The organism is Chitinophaga niabensis (assembly GCF_039545795.1).
In the GTDB taxonomy this organism is placed as follows: domain Bacteria; phylum Bacteroidota; class Bacteroidia; order Chitinophagales; family Chitinophagaceae; genus Chitinophaga; species Chitinophaga niabensis_B.
The window spans coordinates 4,355,104-4,378,881 of the sequence record NZ_CP154260.1; the positions used below are offsets into that span (position 1 = coordinate 4,355,104).

A 23,778-nucleotide genomic window follows, 5' to 3' on the forward strand; every position below is an offset into this window, starting at 1 on the left:
ATTCGTTTAATCAAATCTATATGAAAAAAATGAAGAAACAAACATTTCTATGTTAGGATAACTAACTATTAACTAAAACACATGGCTGTTAGTCTGAAATCTTTTGCCATTAGTGCTTACAAGCAGCCCGGTTAATCGCTATCCCATTTCTTTCAAAGATCACGCATCAAATTCATGTTCACCGCATCTCTAAACTTAACACATATACGGTACAAATGTTCAATCTTTTTTGAAGTATGTACTTGAAGGGGATATATACGTACAAAATAAACATCCGGATCTATAAATCCGGATATTTATTTATACAATATGTTTTTTATTGATAATCTAAAAGAAGCGTGGAGTCAGGGTCTTCCCTTTCTTAAAAGAAAAGCGGTAATTCAGCATCAGATCGTGTGAGCCGGACTGCATTCCTTTGAGGTGCGTGGCAGATGCAAAATCATAGGAATACCCCAGCATGAAATTTTTCAGTACCTGTATCTGCACCATTGCACTGGCCGTTTTTTCTGTACGCCAGGTTGCGCCTGCCCAAACAATATCCTTAATGAGGAATGCTGCACTCACATCCAGTTGCAACCCTGCTCCCGTAACCTGCCTTAATAAAAGTCCGGGCCTGAATTTGATATCCTTGCTTACATCTTTTATAATACCTGCCTGCAAATACAGATGTCTTTTGAACTCTACTTTATTAGCAGGACTTCCCAGGTTAAAACTTTTAAAGACCGGGGCGCCTATTCCAACAAAGAACTTCTCTGAGAATAATATCATACCAAACCCTACATCAGACTTCCAGTATTTCTGGTTAGTGGCAAACACAGGATCGTCTGTTCCCAGGTGTGTGTTGTCGTCAGAAAACTGCTCCATTCCTCCATTTAATCCCAGTGACAGGAATAACTTCTCATTCATTTTCACTTTCTGGGAAATGTTGAAACGAAAACCCGTTTGGGAATAGATGGTGATCTGATCTTTCATGGCCATAAAACCAATACTTGTACCGGTAGCATTAACAGGCGTGTAAAAGGAAAATGCAGCTGTTTTGGGGGCACCTTCCATTCCTACCCATTGATTACGGGCAACAACGGTTGCGCTGCTGAATTCGTCCATAGACGGATAGGCGGGGTTTACGACCATACCATTGAAAAGGTATTGGGCAAATACGGGTTGCTGCTGTGCAACTGCCTGTTGGGCACAAGCGCAGGTGCAGAACATCCCGACTACGAACAGCTTTCTGAGGCTCTTTTTCATAGTGATAGGTTTATCGTTTCAATACTATATATCCTGTGTGGCGTGTCATATTTCCACTGCTGTCCCACACATGCAGAACATAGAAATAAGAGCCATCCGGCAGATTACTTCCGGAACCACCACCAGTATTAGCGCGACCGCTGAAATTGTTTGACTGGTTATTGTAATTACTTGTTTTAAAGATTGTTCCTCCCCAACGGTTCACGATCACGATCTCATTCTGTACATATTTCTCCAGGTTCTCAATGAAGAGCACATCATTCTTACCATCACCATTCGGCGACAAACCTTTATTCACTTTGATCTCCATTTCAATCGGCTGATCATCATTCTGTATAATACCTACGGCTACGAGCGGATTTACCACCGATGGTGCATTTTCTGAAGATGCTACTGTAGCTGTAAGCAAGCGTATGGCGAAGAGCTGATCTATTTCTGAATCCACATCCCCGATCACCGGCACTACAATCTCAGCCTCCAGTTGCATAGGTGCAATTGCCAGACTGGTAATGTGCGACTGGAAGTCCTCTCCTGCCCTGGCCCTCATAGGATCTTTATCTGCTCCTGCTCCTTCAAACGCATCTGCAAACTGGTAGTTCAGATTGATCACACGGCTGCTCATACGGTTCAGTTTAACGGTGAAGCCTAATGGCGTGATCGCGGCATTTCCTTCTTTCACCCTGGCTGTATCCACTTTGAATGAGATCTCCAATGGATCGTTGTCTGTTACTATTGTGGCAGCTGTTGCCTTTGTACCTATTCCATATGGCTGCCCTGCACCGGCAAATGGCTGAATGGTCAGGTTCACAAAACCATTGTCATCATTGATATCATTATCATCCGGTACTACATTTAAGGTGGCTTCCTGCTGGTTAGCCGGTATTGTAATGGTAAACGTTGCGCTGGTAGTTACCGTCCTGAAGGCATCATGCTGCAGGCTGATGATTACCGGCATATCTACCGGAGTGATTTGTGAAGCGCGTACTTTTACCGGGATGGCAGTACCTTCTGTAACACTGGCCGGTGCAGATACTTCTACCGTCATCATATCATTATCAGCCAGGTTCACTGTGGCCTGCTGTTGCGTTGCAAGCGGAAGTCCTGCACTGGCACCTGTTAACTGAATGATGATGGTTTCTGTTCCTTCCAGGTCTGTATCATCTTTTGGTACAATATGAATAATCGCATCATTGTCACCGGCAGGAATTGTTACCGTACCGGATAAAGCATTATAATCAACATCAGCGGCTGCTGTGCCCGATACCGTGTAAGTGACTGTTACAGGAACAGTAGCGGTAAATTGAGCATGTGCAAAACGCACCCTTACACTTCCATTGCCGGATGGTTCGGAAGCATCGCTTATTTTTTCGATTAAGATCTTACGTCCCTCTGCAATGTTTTCGTCATCCAGGATCAGCATGCCTGCTCCGCCGGTATTATCAACGTTTGCAGCAATGGTATTACCGAAATGAACAAAGCTGGCAGATTGAATTGTCAATTGCAGGGTTTCATCTCCCTCAATGATCTGATCATCTTTTACGACAACCGGAACAGTGGCCCCGTTGTCTCCTGCTTTGATAATAGCCACACCGGAAAGTGGTTCGTAATCTTCATTAGATACCGCCGATCCTGTTACCGTATAATTCACGGTGATATCAGCAGGCGCAGCAGTACTGCCAGGCAGTTTGATAGTGAACACGCCTGGTGTGGAAGGTTCTGATGCATCTGTTGTTTTAACGGCGGTGACTGTAACAGCCGGAGCACCTGAGCCAGGGATGCTGACTGTATTGCTATGCAATACTGTAAAGCTGGCAGCAGTACCTGTCAGTCTTAACTGTTCATCCGGTTCATCTGTATTGTCCTCAATTGCTTCCAACACCACGGTTACCTCATTCACATCTTTTGGCAGGATCACGGTATTAGGTGTGAGTGTGAAATCGGCAGCATTAGCAGAGAAGCTGCTATAGGCACTCACAGTGATAGCTATATCTGTAGCAGAGGTGATACCGGTTGGTAATGCAAATATTACTTTGCTGGTATTGCCTTCGTGTAGGATAGTTGAATCTATTGTGATCCTGATCTGCCTGTTTGCCAGGGTAAGACCGGTAGCATCTGTGATATCAATGCCGGCACTTGCAAAGGTGAATCCTGCAGGAACAACTCCATCCACCTGTACTGTTTCTATTGGTTCAATAATACCATCTATCACTGCAGAGATATCAAAATTAGCGCTGGTATTATTATTCGCGGGAATAGTAATGCTTGCCGGAATATTTGTATGATCTGTATCTGCAGCTGTAGAGGATGCACCTGCTTTAGCCAGTTGCACAGTTACAGGTGTACTGGATTCAACATTTGGCGGAAGGCTGACATAGAAATGGCCTGTTGTGCCTTCTGCAATACTACTTCCATTTGGATGCAGTGATATGACTGTATTCAGCGGATCCCTGTGTGTAGAATCCTCGATCTGTATGGTTGTGCCGCTCACCCCATACCCTAAGGCAGAACCTTCAAGTACAAGGTTTTCTGTGCCTTCCAGGATGAGGTCCATCGGAGCAGAAACAGTGAAAGTTGTTTCATGCTGGCCTGTAACAATAGTTACAGATGCCGGTAAAGCACTGTGATCTGAGAGGCTTGCTGTGGAAGATCCTTTGGTGATGTTCACCTGGATATCACTGCCTGCAGTCAGTACACCGGGGAGACTGACTGTTATAGTGGCAACACCTTTTGCTTCAAGGACAGCGGCCGTGTTGCTGGTGAAAGTAATGGTACCACTATGGTTTTCATCCAGTACATCTAATGATACATCCTGGCTGAAGGTAAATCCTCCGGCAGCGGATGGGATCAGGTGCAGTTTCTCTACAGTTTCTATTACACCATCTGTATTTGCCTGGATGGTTAAAGTGGCATCGTTGCCGCCGGCAGGGATGATCACTTTGTCAGGGATGCCGCCATTGAGGTCGGCTGCGACTACAGCCGGGGTATTTATTCCCGGTGCCAGGTTAATTTCTATGGCTTCTGCAGTGGTGATACCTCCTGGCAGGCTGAAGATGATCGTTGTGCTGTTACCTTCTGTTACGGTAGTGGCACCAGAGATCGTGATCAGCTTGCTGGCTGTTACATCTGTAATAGCTACGTTGGAAGATGTGGTTACTGCTTCACCGAATATCGTAGCAGTGGCCTTGATCTCTAACGTTTCGTTTGGTTCTATAATTTGATCGGTATTCGCAGTAAGGGTGAAGGTGGCTTCACTACCTCCTGCAGGGATGGTAACTGTTGCGGGCAGGGTGTATTCTGTGCCCAGCAAAGTAGCTACGGTTCCTGTACCGCTCGTTAAGCTGATAGTTTGTGCTGCTGAAGTAATAATGTTAGCGGGCAGACTTACTTTCACCTGGATACTGCCACCTTCTGCCACTGTGGAGGCATCAGGGGTCAGGGTCAGTTGTTTGTTGGCTGAGGTACCTGTAGCATCTGTGATATTCACCGTAGTACCAGTTACAGTAAAGCCGGTAGCTGTGCCATTCAGGATCAGGGATTCTGTGTTCTCCAGGATCAGGTCTGTATTGGCGGTGATATCTACAAATCCATCGGCTGCACCAGCTGCAATAGTGATTGTTCCTAAAGCACCATGATCAGTAGCATCCGCAACAGAAGCGCCGTCTTTTGTGAGCGCAATGGTAATGTTTGTTGAAGAGATCAGGCTTCCTTGAATGGTGGCTGTGATCCTTACTGTGTTTCCTTCAGCTACGTTTGCAGCAGCGGTAGTGAGTACAATGGTAGCACCAGCTGCATCGTTATCTACAACATCCAGTTCTACATTTTTATTAAACGTGAAACCGCCTGTTGCACTCGGAATTAATTCCAGTTTCTCTAAGGCTTCAATAACACCATCTGTCTTAGCAGATAAGGTCAGATCAATGTGATCACCGTTGGCAGGGATGGTTACCTTAGTCGGGAATATACCATTGAAGTCTGCAGGCAAGGCTGTGGAAGTTCCGGCTACTGCCAGATCAATATCCAGTGCCCCGGCAGTGGTAGTACCTCCTGGCAGACTGAAAGTGATGGTGACATTGCTGCCTTCTGTTACCGTAGTAACACTAGTGATCGTGATCAGCTTGCTGGCTGTAACATCTGTAATCGCTACATTGGAAGATATGGTTACTGCTTCACCGAATATCGTAGCAGTGGCCCTGATCTCTAACGTTTCGTTGGGTTCTATAATTTGATCAGTATTCGCAGTAAGGGTGAAGGTGGCTTCACTACCTCCTGCAGGGATGGTAACTGTTGCGGGCAGGGTGTATTCTGTGCCCAGCAAAGTAGCTACGGTTCCTGTACCGCTCGTTAAGCTGATAGTTTGTGCTGCTGAAGTAATAATGTTAGCGGGTAGACTTACTTTCACCTGGATACTGCCACCTTCTGCCACTGTGGAGGCATCAGGGGTCAGGGTCAGTTGTTTGTTGGCTGAGGTACCTGTAGCATCTGTGATATTCACCGTAGTACCAGTTACAGTAAAGCCGGTAGCCGTGCCGTTCAGGATCAGGGATTCTGTGTTCTCCAGGATCAGGTCTGTATTGGCGGTGATATCTACAAATCCATCGGCTACACCAGCTGTGATAGTGATTGTTCCTAAAGCACCATGGTCAGCAGCATCCGCAACAGATGCACCATCTTTAGACAACACTACAGTGATGGAAGTGGCAGAGGTGAGTGATCCTTGTATAGTAGCAGTGATACGAACTGAACTACCTTCCGCCACGTTTGTAGCAGCGGCGCTGAGTACAATGGTGGCTCCTGTGGCATCATTATCCACAACATCCAGTTCTACATTCTTATTAAACGTGAAGCCGCCTGTTGCACCCGGGATTAATTCCAGTTTCTCTAAAGCTTCAATAATACCATCTGTCTTAGCCGATAAGGTTAGATCAATGTGATCACCGTTGGCAGGGATGGTTACCTTAGTTGGGAATACACCATTAAAGTCTGCAGGCAAAGCAGAGGAAGTTCCGGCTACTGCCAGATCAATATCCAGTGCCTCAGCAGTGGTGATACCTCCGGGCAGGCTGAATGTAATAGTGGCATTACCGCCTTCTGTTACCGTAGCAGCACCAGAGATTGTGATCAGCTTGCTGGCTGTTACATCTGTGATCGATACAGTGGTCTTAGCCGTAATGGATGTACCGTATACCATTGCAGTCGCTTCCAGCTGCAATTGCTCTGTTGGTTCAATGCTATTATCAGTAAGTGCATCCAGGTTAAATGTAACCTCATTTCCGCCAGCCGGTATTACTACCGATCCGGTAAAGTCATTATATTCTGAAGTCTGGAGGGAAGCACTCGATAAAGCACCTCTGCTTAAAGTAATAGTCAGCGCATCCTGTGTTCTATGCGGAGAAGGAAGACTGATCTTCACAACCGTTGAACTACCTTCTGGAACAGATGCGGCAACAGGTGTAATGGTGAATATCTTATTATTACTATTCTGGCCATTCAGGTCTGCAATATTCACAGTAACAGGGATAACCGTAAAGCCCGAAGCCATACCTGCTATATCCAGGTTTTCAGAAGGCTCCAGCAGATCATCTGTATTAGCTGTTAAGGTGAATGTTCCCGCACTTTGGGTTGCAGGAATAGTGATCGTAGTTAATGCATTGTGTTCATCATTAGCCACTGCAGAAGTACCTGCTTTTGATAATGTGATAACAATATCACTTCCTGCAATCAGCCCACCTTGCAAAGTGGCTGTTATTGTTGCTGTACCGCCTTCCAGCAAATTAGCAGAAGAAGTGGTCAGCAATATAGATGCACCGGAAAGATCATTATCTACAACATCCAGTTCTACATTTTTACTAAATGTGAAGCCACCTGTTGCACTCGGGATTAATTCCAGTTTCTCTAAGGCTTCAATAACACCATCTGTCTTAGCAGATAAGGTTAGATCAATGTGATCACCGTTGGCAGGGATGGTTACCTTAGCCGGGAATACACCATTAAAGTCTGCAGGCAAAGCTGTGGAAGTTCCGGCTACTGCCAGATCAATATCCAGTGCCTCAGCAGTAGTGGTACCTCCCGGAAGGCTGAAAGTGATGGTGACATTGCTGCCTTCTGTTACAGTAGTAGCACCCGTGATCGTGATCAGCTTACTGGCTGTTACATCTGTAATAGCTACGTTGGAAGATATGGTTACTGCTTCACCGAATATGGTAGCAGTAGCCCTGATCTCTAACGTCTCGTTTGGTTCTATAATTTGATCGGTATTCGCAGTAAGGGTGAAGGTGGCTTCACTACCTCCTGCAGGGATGGTAACTGTTGCGGGCAGGGTGTATTCTGTGCCCAGCAAAGTAGCTACGGTTCCTGTACCGCTCGTTAAGCTGATAGTTTGTGCTGCTGAAGTAATAATACTAGCGGGCAGACTTACTTTCACCTGGATACTGCCGCCTTCTGCCACTGTGGAGGCATCAGGGGTTAGGGTCAGCTGTTTGTTGGCTGAGGTACCTGTAGCATCTGTGATGTTCACCGTGGTACCAGTTACAGTAATGCCGGTGGCTGTGCCGTTCAGGATCAGGGATTCTGTGTTCTCCAGGATCAGGTCTGTATTGGCTGTGATGTCTACAAATCCATCGGCATCACCAGCCGCAATGGTGATTGTACCTAAAGCACCATGGTCAGTAGCACCCGCAACAGATGCGCCATCTTTAGATAACACCACATTGATGGGAGTTGAAGCTGTAAGTGATCCCTGCAATGTAGCGGTGATGCGAACTGAACTACCTTCCGCCACATTTGCAGCAGCAGCGCTGAGTACAATGGTAGCACCTGCCAGATCAGCATCTATAATATCCAGATCAACATTTCTGGTAAATGTATAACCCAGTGAAGATGGCACCAGTATCAGTTTCTCCTGGTTCTCAATAATGCCATCTGCTTTTGGTTGAACAGATAGTGTTGAGGTATTACCATTTGCAGGAATGGTCACCGATAAAGGATATACATTCCCCACAAAGTCCCCGGCAGCAGCATCGGTTCCCAGCCCCGGTGTTAATTGGATCACCAGAGGGTCCTGGGTTGTGATGCCCAAAGGCAAACTGAATGCATAGTTAGCCGTAAGTCCTTCTGCTATAGATACAGCATTACCAACGGTAATCGTTTTATTTGCCGCTGTACCTGTAGCATCTTTAATAGTTATCTGCGTAGTAGCCGTTTTATCTTCATCGAAGATCCTCGAACTCGCAGTGATATCTAATAACTCATCTGGCTCCAGTACATTATCCGTATTGGCCGTCAGGTCGAATGAAATTTCATGTCCGCCTGCCGGTATCTTAACATTAACAGGTAATATCGTGTATTCTGTACCCAGCAAGGTTACAGAACTGGCAGTAAGGTCAATACTCAGTTCTTCCGAAGTAGTGATACTACCCGGTAAGCGAATCCATACTTTCACGGTATTACCTTCTGTAATATCAGTGGTAACAGGCGTTAAAGTAATATTCTTATTAGCTGAAACAGCGCTTGTAGCGTCATTAACATTTAAGGTTACCGGAGCAATAATGTATCCGGTAGCTGTACCGCCAAGTTCCAGTGTCTCCTGTCTTTCCAGGATATCATCAGGAACTGCACTGATAGTAAAGGGCAGGGAACTGGAGGAACCGGCCAGGATGGTTACAGTAGCCGGCAAAACAATATCATCATCAATGGCACTACCGGAAATCCTTTGTGGGGTGATCACAATATCTGTTAACGCTACGCCGGATTGCAGGGTTGCCGTTACTGTTGCAGTCCCTCCTTCTGTAACATCTGATGCAGTGAATTCGATAACAGGGTTTATTCCATCCTTGATATTAACGATTAAAGGAGATAGGCTATAAGGAGTACCCACTATATCACCATCTGCTGTAATAATCAACTGTTCGTCCGTTTCTGCTAATGCATCCGTTTTGAGTTTCAGATCAAAGGTGACTACATCCTGAAACGGCGGAAGCGTAACGGTAAGCGGTAATTCATAATCTGCCGCTGTAATATTAATATCTGTACTGGCAGTGCCGATCGTAAAGGTGATAGGTTCGGAAGACAAGTCACCTACTGCTGTGATTTTCAACTGAACTGTCTCCCCTTCCGTATAATCAGTCAAACCATCCACGGTTTCAAGGAAATATTCAAATCTGCCAGGGGTCACAACATTCCCGTCATTGATCAGCAGGGTAGCCGTAGTAGCCGTAAAACCCGGTGAGCTTGCCTTTATGACAAGCTTCTCCTGAAGTTCCAACCAGTTGTCCGGTAAAATTTCAAAAAGATTGAACGCTGCATAATCCATTCCCGGGTAAAAATGGATCTTAAAATCCGCCGGGTCAGGATAGTAATAATCATCTATGTTCACTGTAGAAGTTGGATCAATTTCCAATTCCACATCAAATGCGAAATCCGTTGCATAAGGCAACCGGACAATTATACCTGGATTAGCATCTCCTTCCGTCATCTGAGTAATTGCAGGATCTCCGAATTCAAGTGTAAGGTTCACCGCTTCCTGGATAACATCCAGCTGGCCACTGTTCACCGCAAAACCTGTACTGGAGCCATTATACACCAACGATTCCTGTAACTCCAGTTTAGCATCGGAAGCAACAGGCAAGGTAAAAGAGATATTATTTCCAGCAGCCGGAATGGTCATGCCGGATGGAAATGCAACACCAAAATCGGTAGGGTCTGTAGTACTTGAAAAATCCTCCGTCATGGCAATCACAACAGGCAACTCTGTTGTCACGCCTATTGGCAGGCTGGCAGTGATGGTAGCGTTATTCCCTTCTGTAGTAGCCGGAGAAGTGAAAGTGATGATCTTGTTAGCAGGGTTTAATCCTGTTGTATCAATGATACTGATAGTGGTAGTATGTGTTCTGTTAATGCCTGATATGGTTGCGGTAGCTGTGATATCAAGACTTTCCGTTGCCGGCTCCAATATCCGGTCTGCTGTTGCATCAAAATCAAATTCATAAAAAAGACTGCCGGCAGGAATAGTAACCGTAGCAGGAATAACACTGTGGTCTGTTGCTTCCGCATCCGCCGTTCCTTTAGCCAGGGTAACCACCACATCCGTTAATAAGGGAGTGCCGGACATCCTTACTTTCACTTTCATGCTCTTTCCTTCTTCCAGTGTAGTCTGCGCCGGCTCTATGAACAGGTCATTCGCATCATCATCTTCAATCGTATAAATAACATCGGTAACAGTGCCTAACTGCAGATGCGGAGAACAATCATTCGTTAATTCCACCCGCAAAGTTTTGTTCGGGTCCAGGTCATCATCTCCTTTGATCAGGATATTGTTCAAAGGAAAGTTACCCGGTACAAAAGTGTAATCACCCGCGGGGATCAGTATTTTGGCATATAACACTTCATAATCCGTACCTGCCACCGCATCATTTGTTCCGCTGGTGGTAGGGTATACTTTCACAGTAGCCAGCTGGGGAAGGTTAAACCTGGCGCCGCTTACCTTTAAGGTAAGGTTGCTGATCACATGTGTATTATCTCCTTCCGGTCCGGAAGGGTTAGCATCAGATAATTCAATAGTAGCTTTACCGAAGGGGAAATGGGTAAATCCGGGAGGCGGGTTCGGGTCCTGCACAAAAACATTCTTCAATTCAGTAGAATCAAAACCAACGGCAAAACGTTTGATCGCGTGATTGATCTCCATGGCTGTGGCGTCCATAAAAACGGCTTTGTGCACTGCCACTCCCTGGGCCTGTGGTACTATATTGATATTATTGCTTAACAGGAACCCGGGATTCACTTTTGTGTCCCTGCTATTTGTAGGGCCTGCAAACCAGGAGGTGAAGCCGGCATTTGTTTTGAATACATTTACACCTTCCGGTCCGGAGGGGCAGGATGCGTTGTCTCTTTTATACCCTACTATGCTCTTGATCGTCTGAGCAGGGTCAGGCATACCCTGATTAAGATATGGATCAAAAACAACGGATGTTTCACCGGAGAAGAAACCTGTGCTACAATCCTCAGTACCCATCCAGTTTCGTTGGGATAAATAAATATGAATGTAATATTGCCCTCCCCTTTCTGCACCAACAGGACCATTCAGCGCTTCTTCATCTGAACTGATAAAAAAATCAATATTATAATAAGAGGTTCCGTTTACATAAGTATATACGGTGGTAACATTATAAGTGGCGCTGTTGAGGTTCTGGAAAGAAGATAAGGTCACAATCTTGTAGGGATTTCCCAGCGAACCATCCCCATATACATCTGATATCTCGCAGGCTTTCACATACTTGGGCGTCTTCTCCTGAAATGGCCCAAACCGTTGTTCCAGGGTGAAATAGGTCCTTAAACCGATATCTTCCTTCGGCAGGCTATTATCCAGGTTATACTGGTCCACTCCTTTCCGCCTGACCAGTATACAGCTATCCCTTACTTCAATACGCAGGTTATTATCAAGGGCGGTACCTCCCGTAGGGTTGATAACGGCCGTCTGCGCCTGGGCATGTACTTCTCCGCAAAGGAAAAAGAAAGCCATAATGGCTACAATAGCGAAACGCAGATGGTTTGCACCCGCATACCGCGGTTTTTTCATAGGTAAGGATAGGACTAACATAAAACTTTAAATTTCTTTACATCCATACTAGATATCTCGAGGCTGACGTTATATCCCGGCTAATACATTTTCCGGTAGTGGAACTTCACTGTAGTGGGTAATCTGCACAGGCAAGATGGCCCTTTTCCCTTCTTTAGATTCTTAACTCCTTCTATTCCAAACGTTTATTCTACGTCAATGACTCCAAATAGTAATATGTAACAAACTGGTATTAACTGCACCAGATAGCAAATGTATATTATTTATAATATTAATGCAAATATTAATTTAGGATATTTTATATGTATATTAAGCAGTTACTCTCAGGGCAGGGATCTTTTTTTAAGAGAGGTTTAATAGAAAGCATTATGTAGAAAGTAGAAATAAAGGTAGATTTGCCAAAAATTTACTGGAATGTCCACAATTGCTAAATCCAAGATTGATTTGAGCCTCAAATACAAAGTTAAAGACATGTCTTTGGCAGAGTGGGGTCGCAAAGAAATAGAACTGGCGGAAGCCGAAATGCCGGGTTTGATGGCCCTGCGTGAAGAGTATGGTAAATCTCAGCCCCTGAAAGGTGCGCGTATTGCCGGTTGCTTACACATGACCATTCAAACAGCTGTGCTGATCGAAACCCTGGTAGCCCTGGGTGCAGAAGTACAATGGAGCTCCTGCAATATTTTCTCTACCCAAGACCACGCTGCTGCTGCTATTGCTGCTGCAGGTATCCCTGTTTATGCATGGAAAGGTCTTAGTGAAGAAGATTTCAACTGGTGTATTGAACAAACTCTGTTCTTTGGCAGCACTGATCGTCCTCTGAACATGATCCTGGATGATGGTGGTGACCTCACCAATATGGTTTTTGACGTTTATCCTGAACTGATCCAGCATATTAAAGGTCTTAGCGAAGAAACTACTACCGGCGTTCACCGTCTGTATGAAAGAATGAAAGCCGGCACTTTACCTATGCCAGCTATCAATATCAATGACTCCGTTACCAAATCCAAATTTGATAATAAATATGGTTGCCGCGAATCCTGCGTAGATGCTATCCGTCGTGCTACGGATGTAATGATTGCAGGTAAGGTTGCTGTAGTTGCTGGTTTTGGTGATGTGGGTAAAGGTTCTGCCGAGTCTCTCGCAGGTGCCGGTGCCCGTGTTATTGTAACTGAAATTGACCCGATCTGTGCGCTGCAGGCTGCTATGGAAGGTTACGAAGTGAAAAAGATGGCGGATGCTGTAAAAGAAGCAGACATCATCGTAACAACCACCGGTTGCCGTGATATCATCACCGGCGAACACTTCAAAGCGATGAAAGATAAAGCCATCGTTTGTAACATCGGTCACTTCGATATCGAAATTGATGTTTCCTGGTTGAACACCAACTACGGTCACACTAAAGTGGAGATCAAACCTCAGGTAGATAAATATACCATTGATGGTAAAGATATCATCCTGCTGGCTGAAGGCCGCCTGGTGAACCTGGGTTGTGCTACCGGTCACCCTTCTTTTGTGATGAGTAACTCCTTCACTAACCAAACACTCGCTCAGCTTGAACTGTGGTTGAACACAGACAAGTACGAGAACAAGGTATATGTACTGCCTAAACACCTGGATGAAAAAGTAGCCCGCCTCCATCTGAAAAAGATCGGCGTTGAGCTGGATGTGCTGACTAACACACAATCCACTTACCTGGGCATTCCGGTTGAAGGTCCGTTCAAACCTGAATACTACCGTTACTAGTAGATCTTAAAGATCTGATCATAGGAAAAGCAGCCCCAGCGGGCTGCTTTTCTGATTATAAGGCTATAGGCTTATAATGGTATAATATAAGGCTATAGACTTATAATGGGGTATTATAAGGTTATAGGCTTATATTTGTATAAGCCATGAAAAAACAAGCAGCCGTAATAACCGGCGATATTATTCAATCCTCCCTGCTGAAAGCCACGCAGCGTAAGCATTTCCAGAAAATACTGGAAAGGGTTTTCGCGGCCATAAAGGAAAAGGATGCTACTTTCAGGGCAGAACAGTACCGGGGAGACAGTTTCCAGGCGGTATTCATTCAAAATCCAGAACTGGCGCTATACAGCGGCCTGCTATTACAGGCATGGCTCCGAAAAGAAAATTTCCAGGTACGCATATCCATTGGTACAGGCGATATTACTTTTACCTCAAAAAACGTTGTTACATCAGATGGTACGGCCTTTCAACATTCGGGCCCCTACCTGGATGAGCTGAAGAAAAAGAACGGGCTCATCTCTATTGTTAGCCCCCATTCCGCTGTTAACCAGGAATGGGCTATTCACAGCCAGGTGCTTTCTTTCCTGATCGAACGCTGGAGCGCTCCACAGGCAGAAGCCATACTGGAACAACTGAACGGACTTACCCAGGCGCAAACCGCTGAGAAGCTGAAGATCCGCCAGCCGGCTGTCAATCAAAGATTACAGGCAGCAGGGTGGCAGGTGATCACCATGATCATCAGCAGGTTTGAGCTACAGATTTCATCTATGTTTTAGTGAATTTCGATTTGCAAAATTCATCCATGTTTTAAAACCATATCTTATGCTTTTATTGATTAAATGGCTCTGCGCCCACCTTATAGGTGACTTCGCGCTGCAAACCACCGGTTTTGTTCAACACAAACGGCGCCATAAAGCTGCATCGCCCTTTCTTTACATTCACTCCATCATGCATGGTGTGCTGATCTATGTTTTCACCGGCTGGTGGCAGGAATGGATCATTCCGGCAATCGTTGCCGTCTCCCATTTTCTGATAGACTGGTGGAAAGTATACCGGAAAGACAATGCCCGCAACTTTCTCATCGACCAGGCTTTGCATGTACTGGTGATACTGGTATTGTGGATCCAGGTATCCTCAGGATGGGCCAGGGTACTACCTTTCCTGTCTGGCATCCTGGAAGACAAAACCGTATGGGCCATCCTGTTGGGTTATGTGGCCGTGATATGGCCTATTTCATTCCTCCTGGGTTTTACCACCAAACGCTGGCGGGACCAGGTGGCAGATGCAAGGTTCACCAACAGCAGGGCTTCCCTGAGTGAAGCCGGAAGATGGATCGGTATCTTTGAAAGGATACTGGTGCTTACTTTTATTGTCACAGATCATTATGAAGGCATTGGCTTCCTGATCGCAGCGAAATCTATCCTTCGCTTCAATGATCTGAAGGATAATGAGAACCGCAGAGAAACGGAATACATCCTCATTGGTACGCTGATGAGTTTCTCTGCCTCTATTTTCGCAGGACTTGTAGTAAAGTTTTTATTGGCGTAATTTTGCTGCATGACGAAGCTGAGTGTTAACATCAATAAGTTCGCCACACTGCGTAATGCACGCGGTGGCAACCTGCCGGATATTTTACAGGTAGCTAAAGACTGTGAACGGTTCGGTGCTGACGGTATTACGGTACATCCCCGGCCGGATGAACGCCATATCCGTTTCCAGGATGTAAGGGATCTGAAGCCGCTGGTTACAACTGAATTCAATATTGAAGGATATCCTTCGAAGGAATTTATGGACCTGGTATTGGCCGTAAAACCGCACCAATGCACCCTCGTTCCTGACCCTCCGGGCGCTATCACTTCCAACACCGGCTGGGATACCGTGCAATACCAGTCTTTTCTGAAAGACGTGATCAGCACACTGAAAAAAGCAGGCATCAGGGTGTCTGTTTTCCTCAACCCGGATATCAGTAAAGTAGAAGGTGCCAAATCCGCAGGAGCGGACCGGATTGAGTTGTATACGGGCCCTTACGCAGAGGAATACACGAAGGCCCGCACACAACCGCAGAACTTTCGTTTATTCAACGATTATAAGAACACTGCTAAAGAAGCTTCTGCTATCGGGCTGGAATTAAATGCCGGCCATGATCTGAACCTGGATAACCTCCGGTTCTTCAAGCTGCATATCCCACAGCTGAAAGAAGTATCTATTGGCCATGCCCTGGTGGCAGACGCCATTTATTTTGGATTGGAAAATACCATTCAGCTATATAAGCGGCTTTTAGTTGACTAAATAAAAAAGGCGGGAAATATTCCCGCCTTTTTTATGCTTCCAGCTTAGCCCAGCCTGTTTCCCTGTACTTCGCATACAGGAGGTACAATGCCGCAAAGGACATCAGTCCGAAAATAAGCACAAGCCAGATATATCCTGCAATAAAATAATGCCCCACACCTATCACGCCCGGTACAATCAGAATAAGCATTCCTTTAATGAAGGTACCTGCGCTTTGTTTAATATTTAATTCCGCAGAAAAAGGTAATCTCCGCAGGTAGATGAATGCAAAGGCCAGATTGATCACAATCACATTAAAAAAGCCCAGTATCAGATCAGGCATGATCTTTAAGCCCCATACCCACAATGAAAAAGCAGAGAGCAATAAATAAAAAGGCACGAAAAACTTCGCCAGCGAGGCTTTGAAAGCCCCCATCAGTAAGAGCCCCGGAGATTCAACCGGCGCCGCAAAATATACCCAGGCGCTTTTGTATTTATCAGAATACACCAGGTTGCTGATAGCAGTGATGAACGCAAAGCTGCTGCTGTAGATCAGGAAGATGAACATCTTTGTTTCCGGTAAGTGTTTCCACTTCTCCCCTGCTGAAGTATGTTCACCGGTAAAAAAGAAGTAGATGAAATAGATCACCACATAAGCCAGGGAAGGGTACACCTTTAGCTTAAACTCCCGGCTGCGGCCTGTGATCAGCCATACCAGTTCAAAAGACAAGCGCTCCTGGCTGCTACTGGTGAGCAGGCGGGCCAGGCGTTTGTACCATGGTATCCCCGAAGAAACAGCCTGTGCTTTCTCCGGCCTGCCATTATCTGTTCCACTCCCTCCCAACATAGCCAGTTTCCTGTTAAAGCTGGGTGCAAATATTTTGATCACCAGCCACAGGCTCGCAAAAGGAACGATGAAGGATAAGGCGATGAAAATTAAAAACTGTGGGGTATAGATGCCATCTGTTACAGCCTGCCAGGCACCGGCAAACCAGGTAAGCGGTACCAGGTTCAGCCAGGTATGATCGGAAAGTTTCACCTCTGCCAGGTTCACATTCTTCATCACACGCGGAGCCAGGTAAACAATACCAAAGAGTAATACAGACAGGATCATCTGGATCCAGTTCAGGATCTCTTTAAACCTCTCCGGGGTGGTTAATTGTAAAGCGATCAGGTATACAGCGTTGATGAGAAAAATACTGAAGATGCATAATAACAATGCCAGTATCACAAACCAAAGTGCAGAGATGGCGCCTGTTTCGAAGAAGAGGTATATAAGCACCGGCAGCATCATGGGTACCACTATCTTGGAGATATGGATCACAATGTGCATCATGCGGGATACCACTACGGTTTTATCATTCACCGGCTTGGGCAGGATCACGAAATTATCTTTCACATCTATGAGTACACTGGTAAAGTCTGCGATCAATGTGGTAGACATCATCATCATAAACAACGAGAACCATATCAGCATCTGCAGGAAATGGTCCTTTGCAATAAAGAAAGCATAGAGGTAAAATATGCCCATCACAAAGGACATAATGATCACACTCCAGGAACCGTTCTTGATCTCTTTTTTCTTTTGCTGACGGGCCTGCGTATAAGCAGAAGGCCGGCGGTCATCCATTTTGAGCTTTACTTCCAGGATGGCCCTCAATTGTTCCACATCAACGCCTAAACGCCTCCATACGGGATTCAGCAGGGAAACCAGGTATAAGAAGAATTTGTTCATGATTAACTGTTTTGATTCCCTAATGCATGAATAAATGCATCTGCCGCACCGGAAAAACCTTCCTTGCCGGTAAGGTTTGCAAATACTTTTTCCAGTGTATCCCCTTCAGATTGTTTCAATTGTTCAAACGTACCGTCTGCCACAATACTTCCTTCGTTGATCAGTACAATCCTGTCAGATACTTTTTCTACCACATCCATCATATGAGAGCAATAGAAAATAGTTTTACCTTCTTTTTTCAGCAGGGAGAGTATCTCTTTAACAATGATCACCGCATTGGCATCCAGCCCGGAAAGCGGTTCATCCAGCACTACGATCTGCGGGTTATGCAACAGGCCTGAAGTGATCAGTACCTTCTGTTTCATCCCTTTTGAAAAAGTGTCCATCCGCTGATCTCTGTTTCCCAGCAAGCCAAAAGCATCCAGCATGCGGGTAGCCCGTTCGGTTATAACCGTTTCATCCAGTTTATACAATTTCCCTACGAAGGACAGGTATTCCATGGGTGTGAGCACATCATATATTTCTGCATTCTCCGGTACGTAACCAATGAGGCCTTTAATTGCGAGTGTATCTTTGCGAAGGTCCTGCCCCAGTACGGTCACTTCTCCTTCAAAGTCGCTGAGCAAACCAATCAGTACTTTTACCGTAGTGGATTTACCTGCACCATTCGGACCAATGTAACCAATGATCTGGCCGGGATAAACTTCCAGGTTGATGCCTTTCAGCACCTGCTTTTCACCATAACTTTTTCTGAGATCCCTGATAGAGATAATAGGCTGCATATGTATGATTTTTAAATGGTCAATCCGGCTTCCAGCCAATGCGGTCGCCGAATTTCCCCAGTCCCATCCACTGATTCAATGGCAGGCTGATACCAAGATGATTAAATGCAACGGTCCGCTGATACCAGGATCGTGCAAAGCGTAATTGTAATTTATTCACGATCACGCCAACGCCTAAAGAGAAACCGCTTAATCCCTGTTGGGATACCATGGCCAGTTCCTTTCGCCGCAGGTGATTATAAGCTGCTGTTAATTCCACATACTTCCCTACTTCAAACTGTGCCGCCAGCACAAAGTGGCGGGAGATCTTATCTACCGTACCGCTGCTTCTGTTAGTGGTATCCCCGTTCTCTATGATTGTTCCTTCTTCAAAACCCGGATCTGCATACCGGATATCGAACTGATAAATATGATGCAGGGTAGCGGATAACTGCAAAGGCACATGTTCCAGTTTTTTTGAAATACCCACCTGCAGATCAAAAGGTAAAGGTTCTTTTTCACCGCCACCATAGGCACTCAGCTGTGTACCCATATTCTTTGCCATCAGCCCGGCCTGCCATCCCCTGGCGGTATCCTGGTAGGCAATCCCCACATCTGTACTGATACCGGAAGATTGATACTGCAGGTAACGGGAATGAATATATTTTATACTCAGCCCGTAATACCATTTTTCCAGGTATTTGCGCGAAGCGCTGATCTGCCAGGCAAGATCATTCGGGCGAAAGGTACCCATTACATTCCCTGCTGCATCTGTATGCGTGATATCTCCGTAACCTACATACTGCAAACTGGTGGCAAAGGTTGTAGCCACAGAAGGCACATGAAAAGCAGCCGCTACATGCAGGTATTTCACGCCGGCGAAATAACCGGCATAATTCACCTGCAGCTGTGTATGCATAGAAGGCCTCAACAGTGCGGGATTCAGTAATGCCAGGGAAAGATCATTATTCTGCTGGCTGACGTTCACACCTCCCAATGCGGTGATCTGCGGAGCAGCCGGCAGGTCCAGGAAGGAATAGACGTTTTTTCCACCCAGCACCTGTGCATGAGCGGAGGAGGATAATAACAGTAATATAAACAGGTTGCGGAGCACGAAAATGAAGATACAAATAACAACAATAAAGCCACCCTTGCGGATGGCTTTATTTTAAACCCTTAAACAATCAACATGCGCTCACTTCGCTAAAAGTGAACTTGTGGTAACAAGGTATGCCAGGAATGAATAACCTTGTTTCTATCTCTTTAATAACGCTGTTTCCAGCACTTGGTTCATTTCTTTTACATAATGGAACTTCAATCCTTTGATATACTCAGGATTAATGTCCGTAATATCCTTCTCGTTCTGCCAGCAGAGCACGATCTCTTTGATACCGGCACGTTTGGCAGCAAGGATCTTTTCCTTGATCCCGCCAACCGGCAATACCTGTCCACGTAAAGTGATCTCACCGGTCATTGCCAGGTAAGGTTTCACCCTGCGGCCGGTAAAGCTGGAAACAAGTGCCGTAAGCATGGTAATACCTGCGCTGGGGCCATCTTTCGGAACGGCACCTTCCGGCACGTGTACATGCACATTTTTATGCTGCAGTACTTTCGGATCGATCTTTAAGGCAGTAGCGTTGGATTGTACATAACTGAGCGCGGTAACAGCTGATTCTTTCATCACATTTCCCAGGTTACCGGTAAGTTTCAGTTCTCCCTTGCCATCACTAAGACTGGTTTCAATGAAGAGGATATCTCCTCCCACATACGTCCAGGCTAAACCTACCGCTACCCCTGCAGGATTACCGGTTTTATAGATCTCATTGCTGTATTTGGGTTTCCCCAGTGCTTTATCCGCCCTTTCCTCCGAAATGGTATCTTTCAGCTTTGTGCCCAGGGCCACATCTTTAGCCAGGGAGCGCATGATAGCAGCAAACTGGCGGTCCAGTTCCCGCACACCGCTTTCCCGGGTGTAATCAGCAATGATCTTTTCGATCACCTTATTGGCAAAAGTGAATTTATAATCCTTGAGGCCATGTGCTTCTTTCTGTTTAGGGATCAGGTGACGTTTGGCGATCTCCACTTTCTCTTCAATGGAATAACCGCTCAGGTCAATGATCTCCAGCCTGTCGCGCAGGGCCAATGGTATTGCATTGATATTGTTGGCGGTGGCGATGAATAATACCTTGCTGAGGTCATATTCCAGCTCCAGGTAGTTATCGTAGAAGGTACCGTTCTGTTCAGGGTCCAGTACTTCCAGCAGTGCGGAAGCCGGGTCTCCTCTGAAATCGTTCCCTACTTTATCTATTTCGTCCAGGATCATCACCGGGTTAGAAGATTTTACCTTGCGGATGGTTTGCAGGATCCTGCCCGCCATAGCGCCAATGTAAGTTTTCCGGTGCCCCCTGATCTCACTTTCGTCATGCAGGCCACCAAGACTTAAACGGGCATATTTACGGCCAATGGCATTGGCAATAGAACGCCCCAGGGATGTTTTACCGATACCGGGAGGGCCTACAAAACAAAGGATGGGTGATTTCATGTCCCCTTTCAGTTTCAGTACGGCCAGGTATTCAAGGATACGTTCCTTGATGCGATCCATGCCATAGTGATCGTTATCCAGTACTTTTTTGGCTTTCTTCAGATCGTAACTGTCTTTGGTGTATTCTGCCCAGGGCAGGTCCAGCATCAGGTCCAGGTGATTGTACACCACGGAATAATCCGGTGTGCTTGGATGCATCCTTTCCAGTTTCTCAATGCCTTTGGTGAAAAGTTCTTTTGCAGCTTCCGGCCATTTTTTGAGTTCGGCCTTGCGTTGCATCTCTTTCACTTCGCGGTCGTTAGAGTCTCCGCCCAGTTCATCTTTAATGGATTTCAGCTGCTGTTGCAGGAAGTATTCCCTTTGCTGTTTATCCAGGTCTGCCTTGGTTTTATTATTGATCTTGTTCTTCAGTTCTGCCAGTTGCAGTTCTACCTGCAGCAATTTCATCAGCAGCTCTGCACGAACGCGCAGGTTATTGATCTCCAGGAGTTGTTGCTTTTCCTTTACATCGCTGTTGAGGTTGGAAGAAACAAAGTGGATCAGGAAAGGGGCGTTCTCGATATTCTTCAGGATCATGCTGGCCTCTGAAGGAATATTGGGTGATAACTGGATGATCTGCGCTGCCAGGTCTTTAATGGAAGAAACGTAGGCATCAAATTCAGAATCATTTTCATCCACTTCATCGCTTAGCAGTTCGTAACGCGCTTTGAAGTAAGGATCTTCCGTCACTATATCCTTGATCTTAAAGCGTTTACGCCCCTGGATAATGATAGTAGTGCCTCCGTCCGGCATTTTGATCAGTTTCACGATCTTGGCCACGGTACCCACATCACTGAGATCGGTTACACCGGGCTCTTCTATGTTACTGTCTTTTTGCGCTACAACACCAATCATTTTGTCAGTCTTGTAAGCGTCATTTACAGCCTTTATGGATTTATCTCTCCCAACGGTAATTGGTAAAACTACTCCGGGAAAAAGTACGGTATTGCGTAGTGGTAACAGGGAAAGTTCTTCAGGGATCTTGTCATCCTCCATCCCCTCGCCATCTTCGTTGAGGGGGATGATAGGCATAAATTCCATCTCTTCTTCCGAATTGCCTAAGAAAAATGTGTTCATCTGTCAGTTTTAAGTCCGGGGACAATATGTCAGTACGTTGGCTCAAATCACCCCCAATTAGATAGTATAGCTATATAGTCAACTTTAATGCCATGATCCGGGATATAAAAAAAGAGGATACCCTTGCAGGATATCCTCTATATGTCAGATGTAGGTTGAAAACTATAAGGTGATACCAACACCCAGCTGAATGGCCTGGTTTTTCCATTTACTGGGATCAGTGGCACCAGCTACCGTAACATCGTTCACATTTGAAAGACCGATCACGTAACGGGCACTGATATTTACGATGGGTAATTGCAGCCAGAGACCACCAACTGCGGAAAAGTCACCGCTTTTAAATGCCTCTTTACCTTCCTGGAACACATTTTTCTTTTTGCTGGTGAGGATGCTGAATTGCGGACCTACCTGCAATTTGAAACGGGGAGACCCCAGATCAATGTTTGCCAGGATGGGAATGCTGAGATAGTTCAATTTGGGTTTGGTTTCTTTCAGGTTATCGTATTCATTATCCAGTTCAAATTCAGAAGTGTTCTTTACTTCTGCTTTGGTGGAAGAGAAAACCAATTCCGGTTGGATACCAAATCCTTTTACAAGATTAATTTGCGCAAAAGCACCCAGGTGATAACCAAGTTTGAAGGCTTCGTCATAACCGGTTCCGTCAATCTTTCCGAGGTTAGCTCCTCCTTTAATACCGAAGCGTAATAATTTTTGGGCGTTGGCGGTGGATACGGTTACACATGTAATGACTGCCAGGGCGAAAAACAGTTTTTTCATATTGGTTTGTTTAATGTCCTAATAAAATGACTCCTATAATAGACGCAGGAAATATTCCTGACCCCTATTACACATACAAAAGGCATGCTAGAATTCTATAAAGTAACGCTGACGCTGGCTGTAAAGTATCCGGTAATGGCGTTATCCTCTCCCTGCAGGAGTTTGAAGGCGGTGTAAGATGGGGAAACAGTGACCCTTCCGATGATGTAGGACAATCTCACACCAAGGTCCACTGCTCTTGGTTGAAAACCTGTTTTGTCGCTGATCGTAGCTTCCCTGTTGCGGCGCTTGATCAGTTTAGAGCGGGATACGTATTGAAAACTTTTGAGGTTGCTGTAGTAATGTGCGGTACCTGCGGTAAAAGAGGCTACAGGCATCAGGAGGATGGCTGCATCTTTCTTGAGTACATCCAGGAAAATAAAAGAGTGCCGTACGTCTGCAATGATATTGAAATCACTGCCGGTGATAGTACGTTCCTGCCTGCGGTTAAGCTGCTCTTTGAATTTGCCCCAGCCAAAATCCACACTGATACCGGGTTCCAGCCACCATTTGCGGTAAAAGAAATAAGCAAATACTTCATTGGTAATGGGCGTGGCCGGTATGTCTGAAGAATCTTTATAAAAGTAACGCGTGTAGGAAATGCCGGAGATGAAATCTTTGTTCTTCGTATAATCGTAACCTGCATTAAGGTCCAGCTCAAACCATGGGTTGCGCGTGGCATTCAGGAGATAGTAACTGTATACAGATGCATACAGGCCACTCTTATGGTTATACGAAATATTGGGAGAGAGGAAAGGTTTCATGGTAACCGGCCTGAAAGGGTCTGTAGCCTTTCCGCCATATGCCGGGTTGTTGCCAAATCCCAGGCCTATCACCACTTCACTTTTCTTTTGTTTATTAAGCAGTGAATCCAATTGTCTTTCGAGGTCAGCCAAAGACTGGCCTGCTGCCTGCAAAGCAGAAAGGAGCAATAGTGAAAAGATGATACGGAATTGCATAGCCAGGCCTTGGATATGCAAGA

12 protein-coding genes are annotated in these 23,778 nt (G+C 45.7%); 4 read left to right on the forward strand and 8 right to left on the reverse strand.

From position 1 onward, the window contains the following. Positions 1-327: 327 nt before the first annotated feature. On the reverse strand, positions 328-1,245 hold the full coding sequence (locus tag AAHN97_RS17180) for a PorP/SprF family type IX secretion system membrane protein (protein ID WP_343303291.1): 918 nt from the start codon (positions 1,243-1,245) through the stop codon (positions 328-330). A 10-nt stretch (positions 1,246-1,255) separates the two neighbouring features. After that, positions 1,256-11,815, reverse strand: a complete 10,560-nt coding sequence (locus AAHN97_RS17185; RefSeq protein ID WP_343303292.1) for a Calx-beta domain-containing protein — start codon at positions 11,813-11,815, stop codon at positions 1,256-1,258. Positions 11,816-12,229: 414 nt separating this feature from the next. Between AAHN97_RS17185 and ahcY the strand changes: the two genes are divergently transcribed. The 4 genes from ahcY to AAHN97_RS17205 all read left to right on the forward strand — a co-directional run bounded on the left by ahcY (position 12,230) and on the right by AAHN97_RS17205 (position 15,847). Then, positions 12,230-13,558, forward strand: a complete 1,329-nt coding sequence (gene ahcY / locus AAHN97_RS17190; RefSeq protein WP_343303293.1) for an adenosylhomocysteinase — start codon at positions 12,230-12,232, stop codon at positions 13,556-13,558. A gap of 146 nt (positions 13,559-13,704) precedes the next feature. Continuing rightward, positions 13,705-14,334 carry a SatD family protein gene (locus AAHN97_RS17195; RefSeq protein WP_343303294.1) on the forward strand — a complete coding sequence of 210 codons (630 nt, stop codon included), beginning with the start codon at positions 13,705-13,707 and terminating at the stop codon, positions 14,332-14,334. A gap of 46 nt (positions 14,335-14,380) precedes the next feature. Continuing rightward, on the forward strand, positions 14,381-15,106 hold the full coding sequence (locus AAHN97_RS17200; RefSeq protein ID WP_343303296.1) for a DUF3307 domain-containing protein: 726 nt from the start codon (positions 14,381-14,383) through the stop codon (positions 15,104-15,106). A gap of 9 nt (positions 15,107-15,115) precedes the next feature. Continuing rightward, a complete protein-coding gene (locus AAHN97_RS17205) occupies positions 15,116-15,847 on the forward strand; it encodes a pyridoxine 5'-phosphate synthase (protein WP_074243048.1) in 732 nt (243 codons plus the stop codon). 31 nt (positions 15,848-15,878) lie between these two features. Here AAHN97_RS17205 and AAHN97_RS17210 read toward each other — a convergent pair whose 3' ends face one another. The 6 genes from AAHN97_RS17210 to AAHN97_RS17235 all read right to left on the reverse strand — a co-directional run bounded on the left by AAHN97_RS17210 (position 15,879) and on the right by AAHN97_RS17235 (position 23,755). After that, positions 15,879-17,561, reverse strand: a complete 1,683-nt coding sequence (locus AAHN97_RS17210) for a hypothetical protein (RefSeq protein ID WP_343303297.1) — start codon at positions 17,559-17,561, stop codon at positions 15,879-15,881. A gap of 2 nt (positions 17,562-17,563) precedes the next feature. Continuing rightward, positions 17,564-18,343 carry an ABC transporter ATP-binding protein gene (locus AAHN97_RS17215; protein WP_074243046.1) on the reverse strand — a complete coding sequence of 260 codons (780 nt, stop codon included), beginning with the start codon at positions 18,341-18,343 and terminating at the stop codon, positions 17,564-17,566. A gap of 19 nt (positions 18,344-18,362) precedes the next feature. Continuing rightward, on the reverse strand, positions 18,363-19,436 hold the full coding sequence (gene porQ, locus AAHN97_RS17220) for a type IX secretion system protein PorQ (RefSeq protein ID WP_343303298.1): 1,074 nt from the start codon (positions 19,434-19,436) through the stop codon (positions 18,363-18,365). 141 nt (positions 19,437-19,577) lie between these two features. Beyond that, positions 19,578-21,980 carry an endopeptidase La gene (gene lon / locus AAHN97_RS17225; protein WP_343303299.1) on the reverse strand — a complete coding sequence of 801 codons (2,403 nt, stop codon included), beginning with the start codon at positions 21,978-21,980 and terminating at the stop codon, positions 19,578-19,580. 162 nt (positions 21,981-22,142) lie between these two features. Then, on the reverse strand, positions 22,143-22,757 hold the full coding sequence (locus AAHN97_RS17230; protein WP_343303300.1) for a porin family protein: 615 nt from the start codon (positions 22,755-22,757) through the stop codon (positions 22,143-22,145). 95 nt (positions 22,758-22,852) lie between these two features. Further along, positions 22,853-23,755, reverse strand: coding sequence for a hypothetical protein (locus tag AAHN97_RS17235; RefSeq protein ID WP_343303301.1), 903 nt, complete (start codon positions 23,753-23,755; stop codon positions 22,853-22,855). Between the last annotated feature and the right edge of the window lie 23 nt (positions 23,756-23,778).

What these genes read in the sequence shown, in the direction of transcription:
- AAHN97_RS17230 (WP_343303300.1), bottom strand. Translation starts at nt 22,757, where the DNA reads ATGAAAAAACTGTTTTTCGCCCTGGCAGTCATTACATGTGTAACCGTA.
- AAHN97_RS17195 (WP_343303294.1), top strand. Translation starts at nt 13,705, where the DNA reads ATGAAAAAACAAGCAGCCGTAATAACCGGCGATATTATTCAATCCTCC.
- AAHN97_RS17205 (WP_074243048.1), top strand. Translation starts at nt 15,116, where the DNA reads ATGACGAAGCTGAGTGTTAACATCAATAAGTTCGCCACACTGCGTAAT.
- AAHN97_RS17200 (WP_343303296.1), top strand. Translation starts at nt 14,381, where the DNA reads ATGCTTTTATTGATTAAATGGCTCTGCGCCCACCTTATAGGTGACTTC.
- AAHN97_RS17235 (WP_343303301.1), bottom strand. Translation starts at nt 23,755, where the DNA reads ATGCAATTCCGTATCATCTTTTCACTATTGCTCCTTTCTGCTTTGCAG.
- AAHN97_RS17180 (WP_343303291.1), bottom strand. Translation starts at nt 1,245, where the DNA reads ATGAAAAAGAGCCTCAGAAAGCTGTTCGTAGTCGGGATGTTCTGCACC.
- lon (WP_343303299.1), bottom strand. Translation starts at nt 21,980, where the DNA reads ATGAACACATTTTTCTTAGGCAATTCGGAAGAAGAGATGGAATTTATG.
- ahcY (WP_343303293.1), top strand. Translation starts at nt 12,230, where the DNA reads ATGTCCACAATTGCTAAATCCAAGATTGATTTGAGCCTCAAATACAAA.
- AAHN97_RS17210 (WP_343303297.1), bottom strand. Translation starts at nt 17,561, where the DNA reads ATGAACAAATTCTTCTTATACCTGGTTTCCCTGCTGAATCCCGTATGG.
- AAHN97_RS17185 (WP_343303292.1), bottom strand. Translation starts at nt 11,815, where the DNA reads ATGAAAAAACCGCGGTATGCGGGTGCAAACCATCTGCGTTTCGCTATT.
- AAHN97_RS17215 (WP_074243046.1), bottom strand. Translation starts at nt 18,343, where the DNA reads ATGCAGCCTATTATCTCTATCAGGGATCTCAGAAAAAGTTATGGTGAA.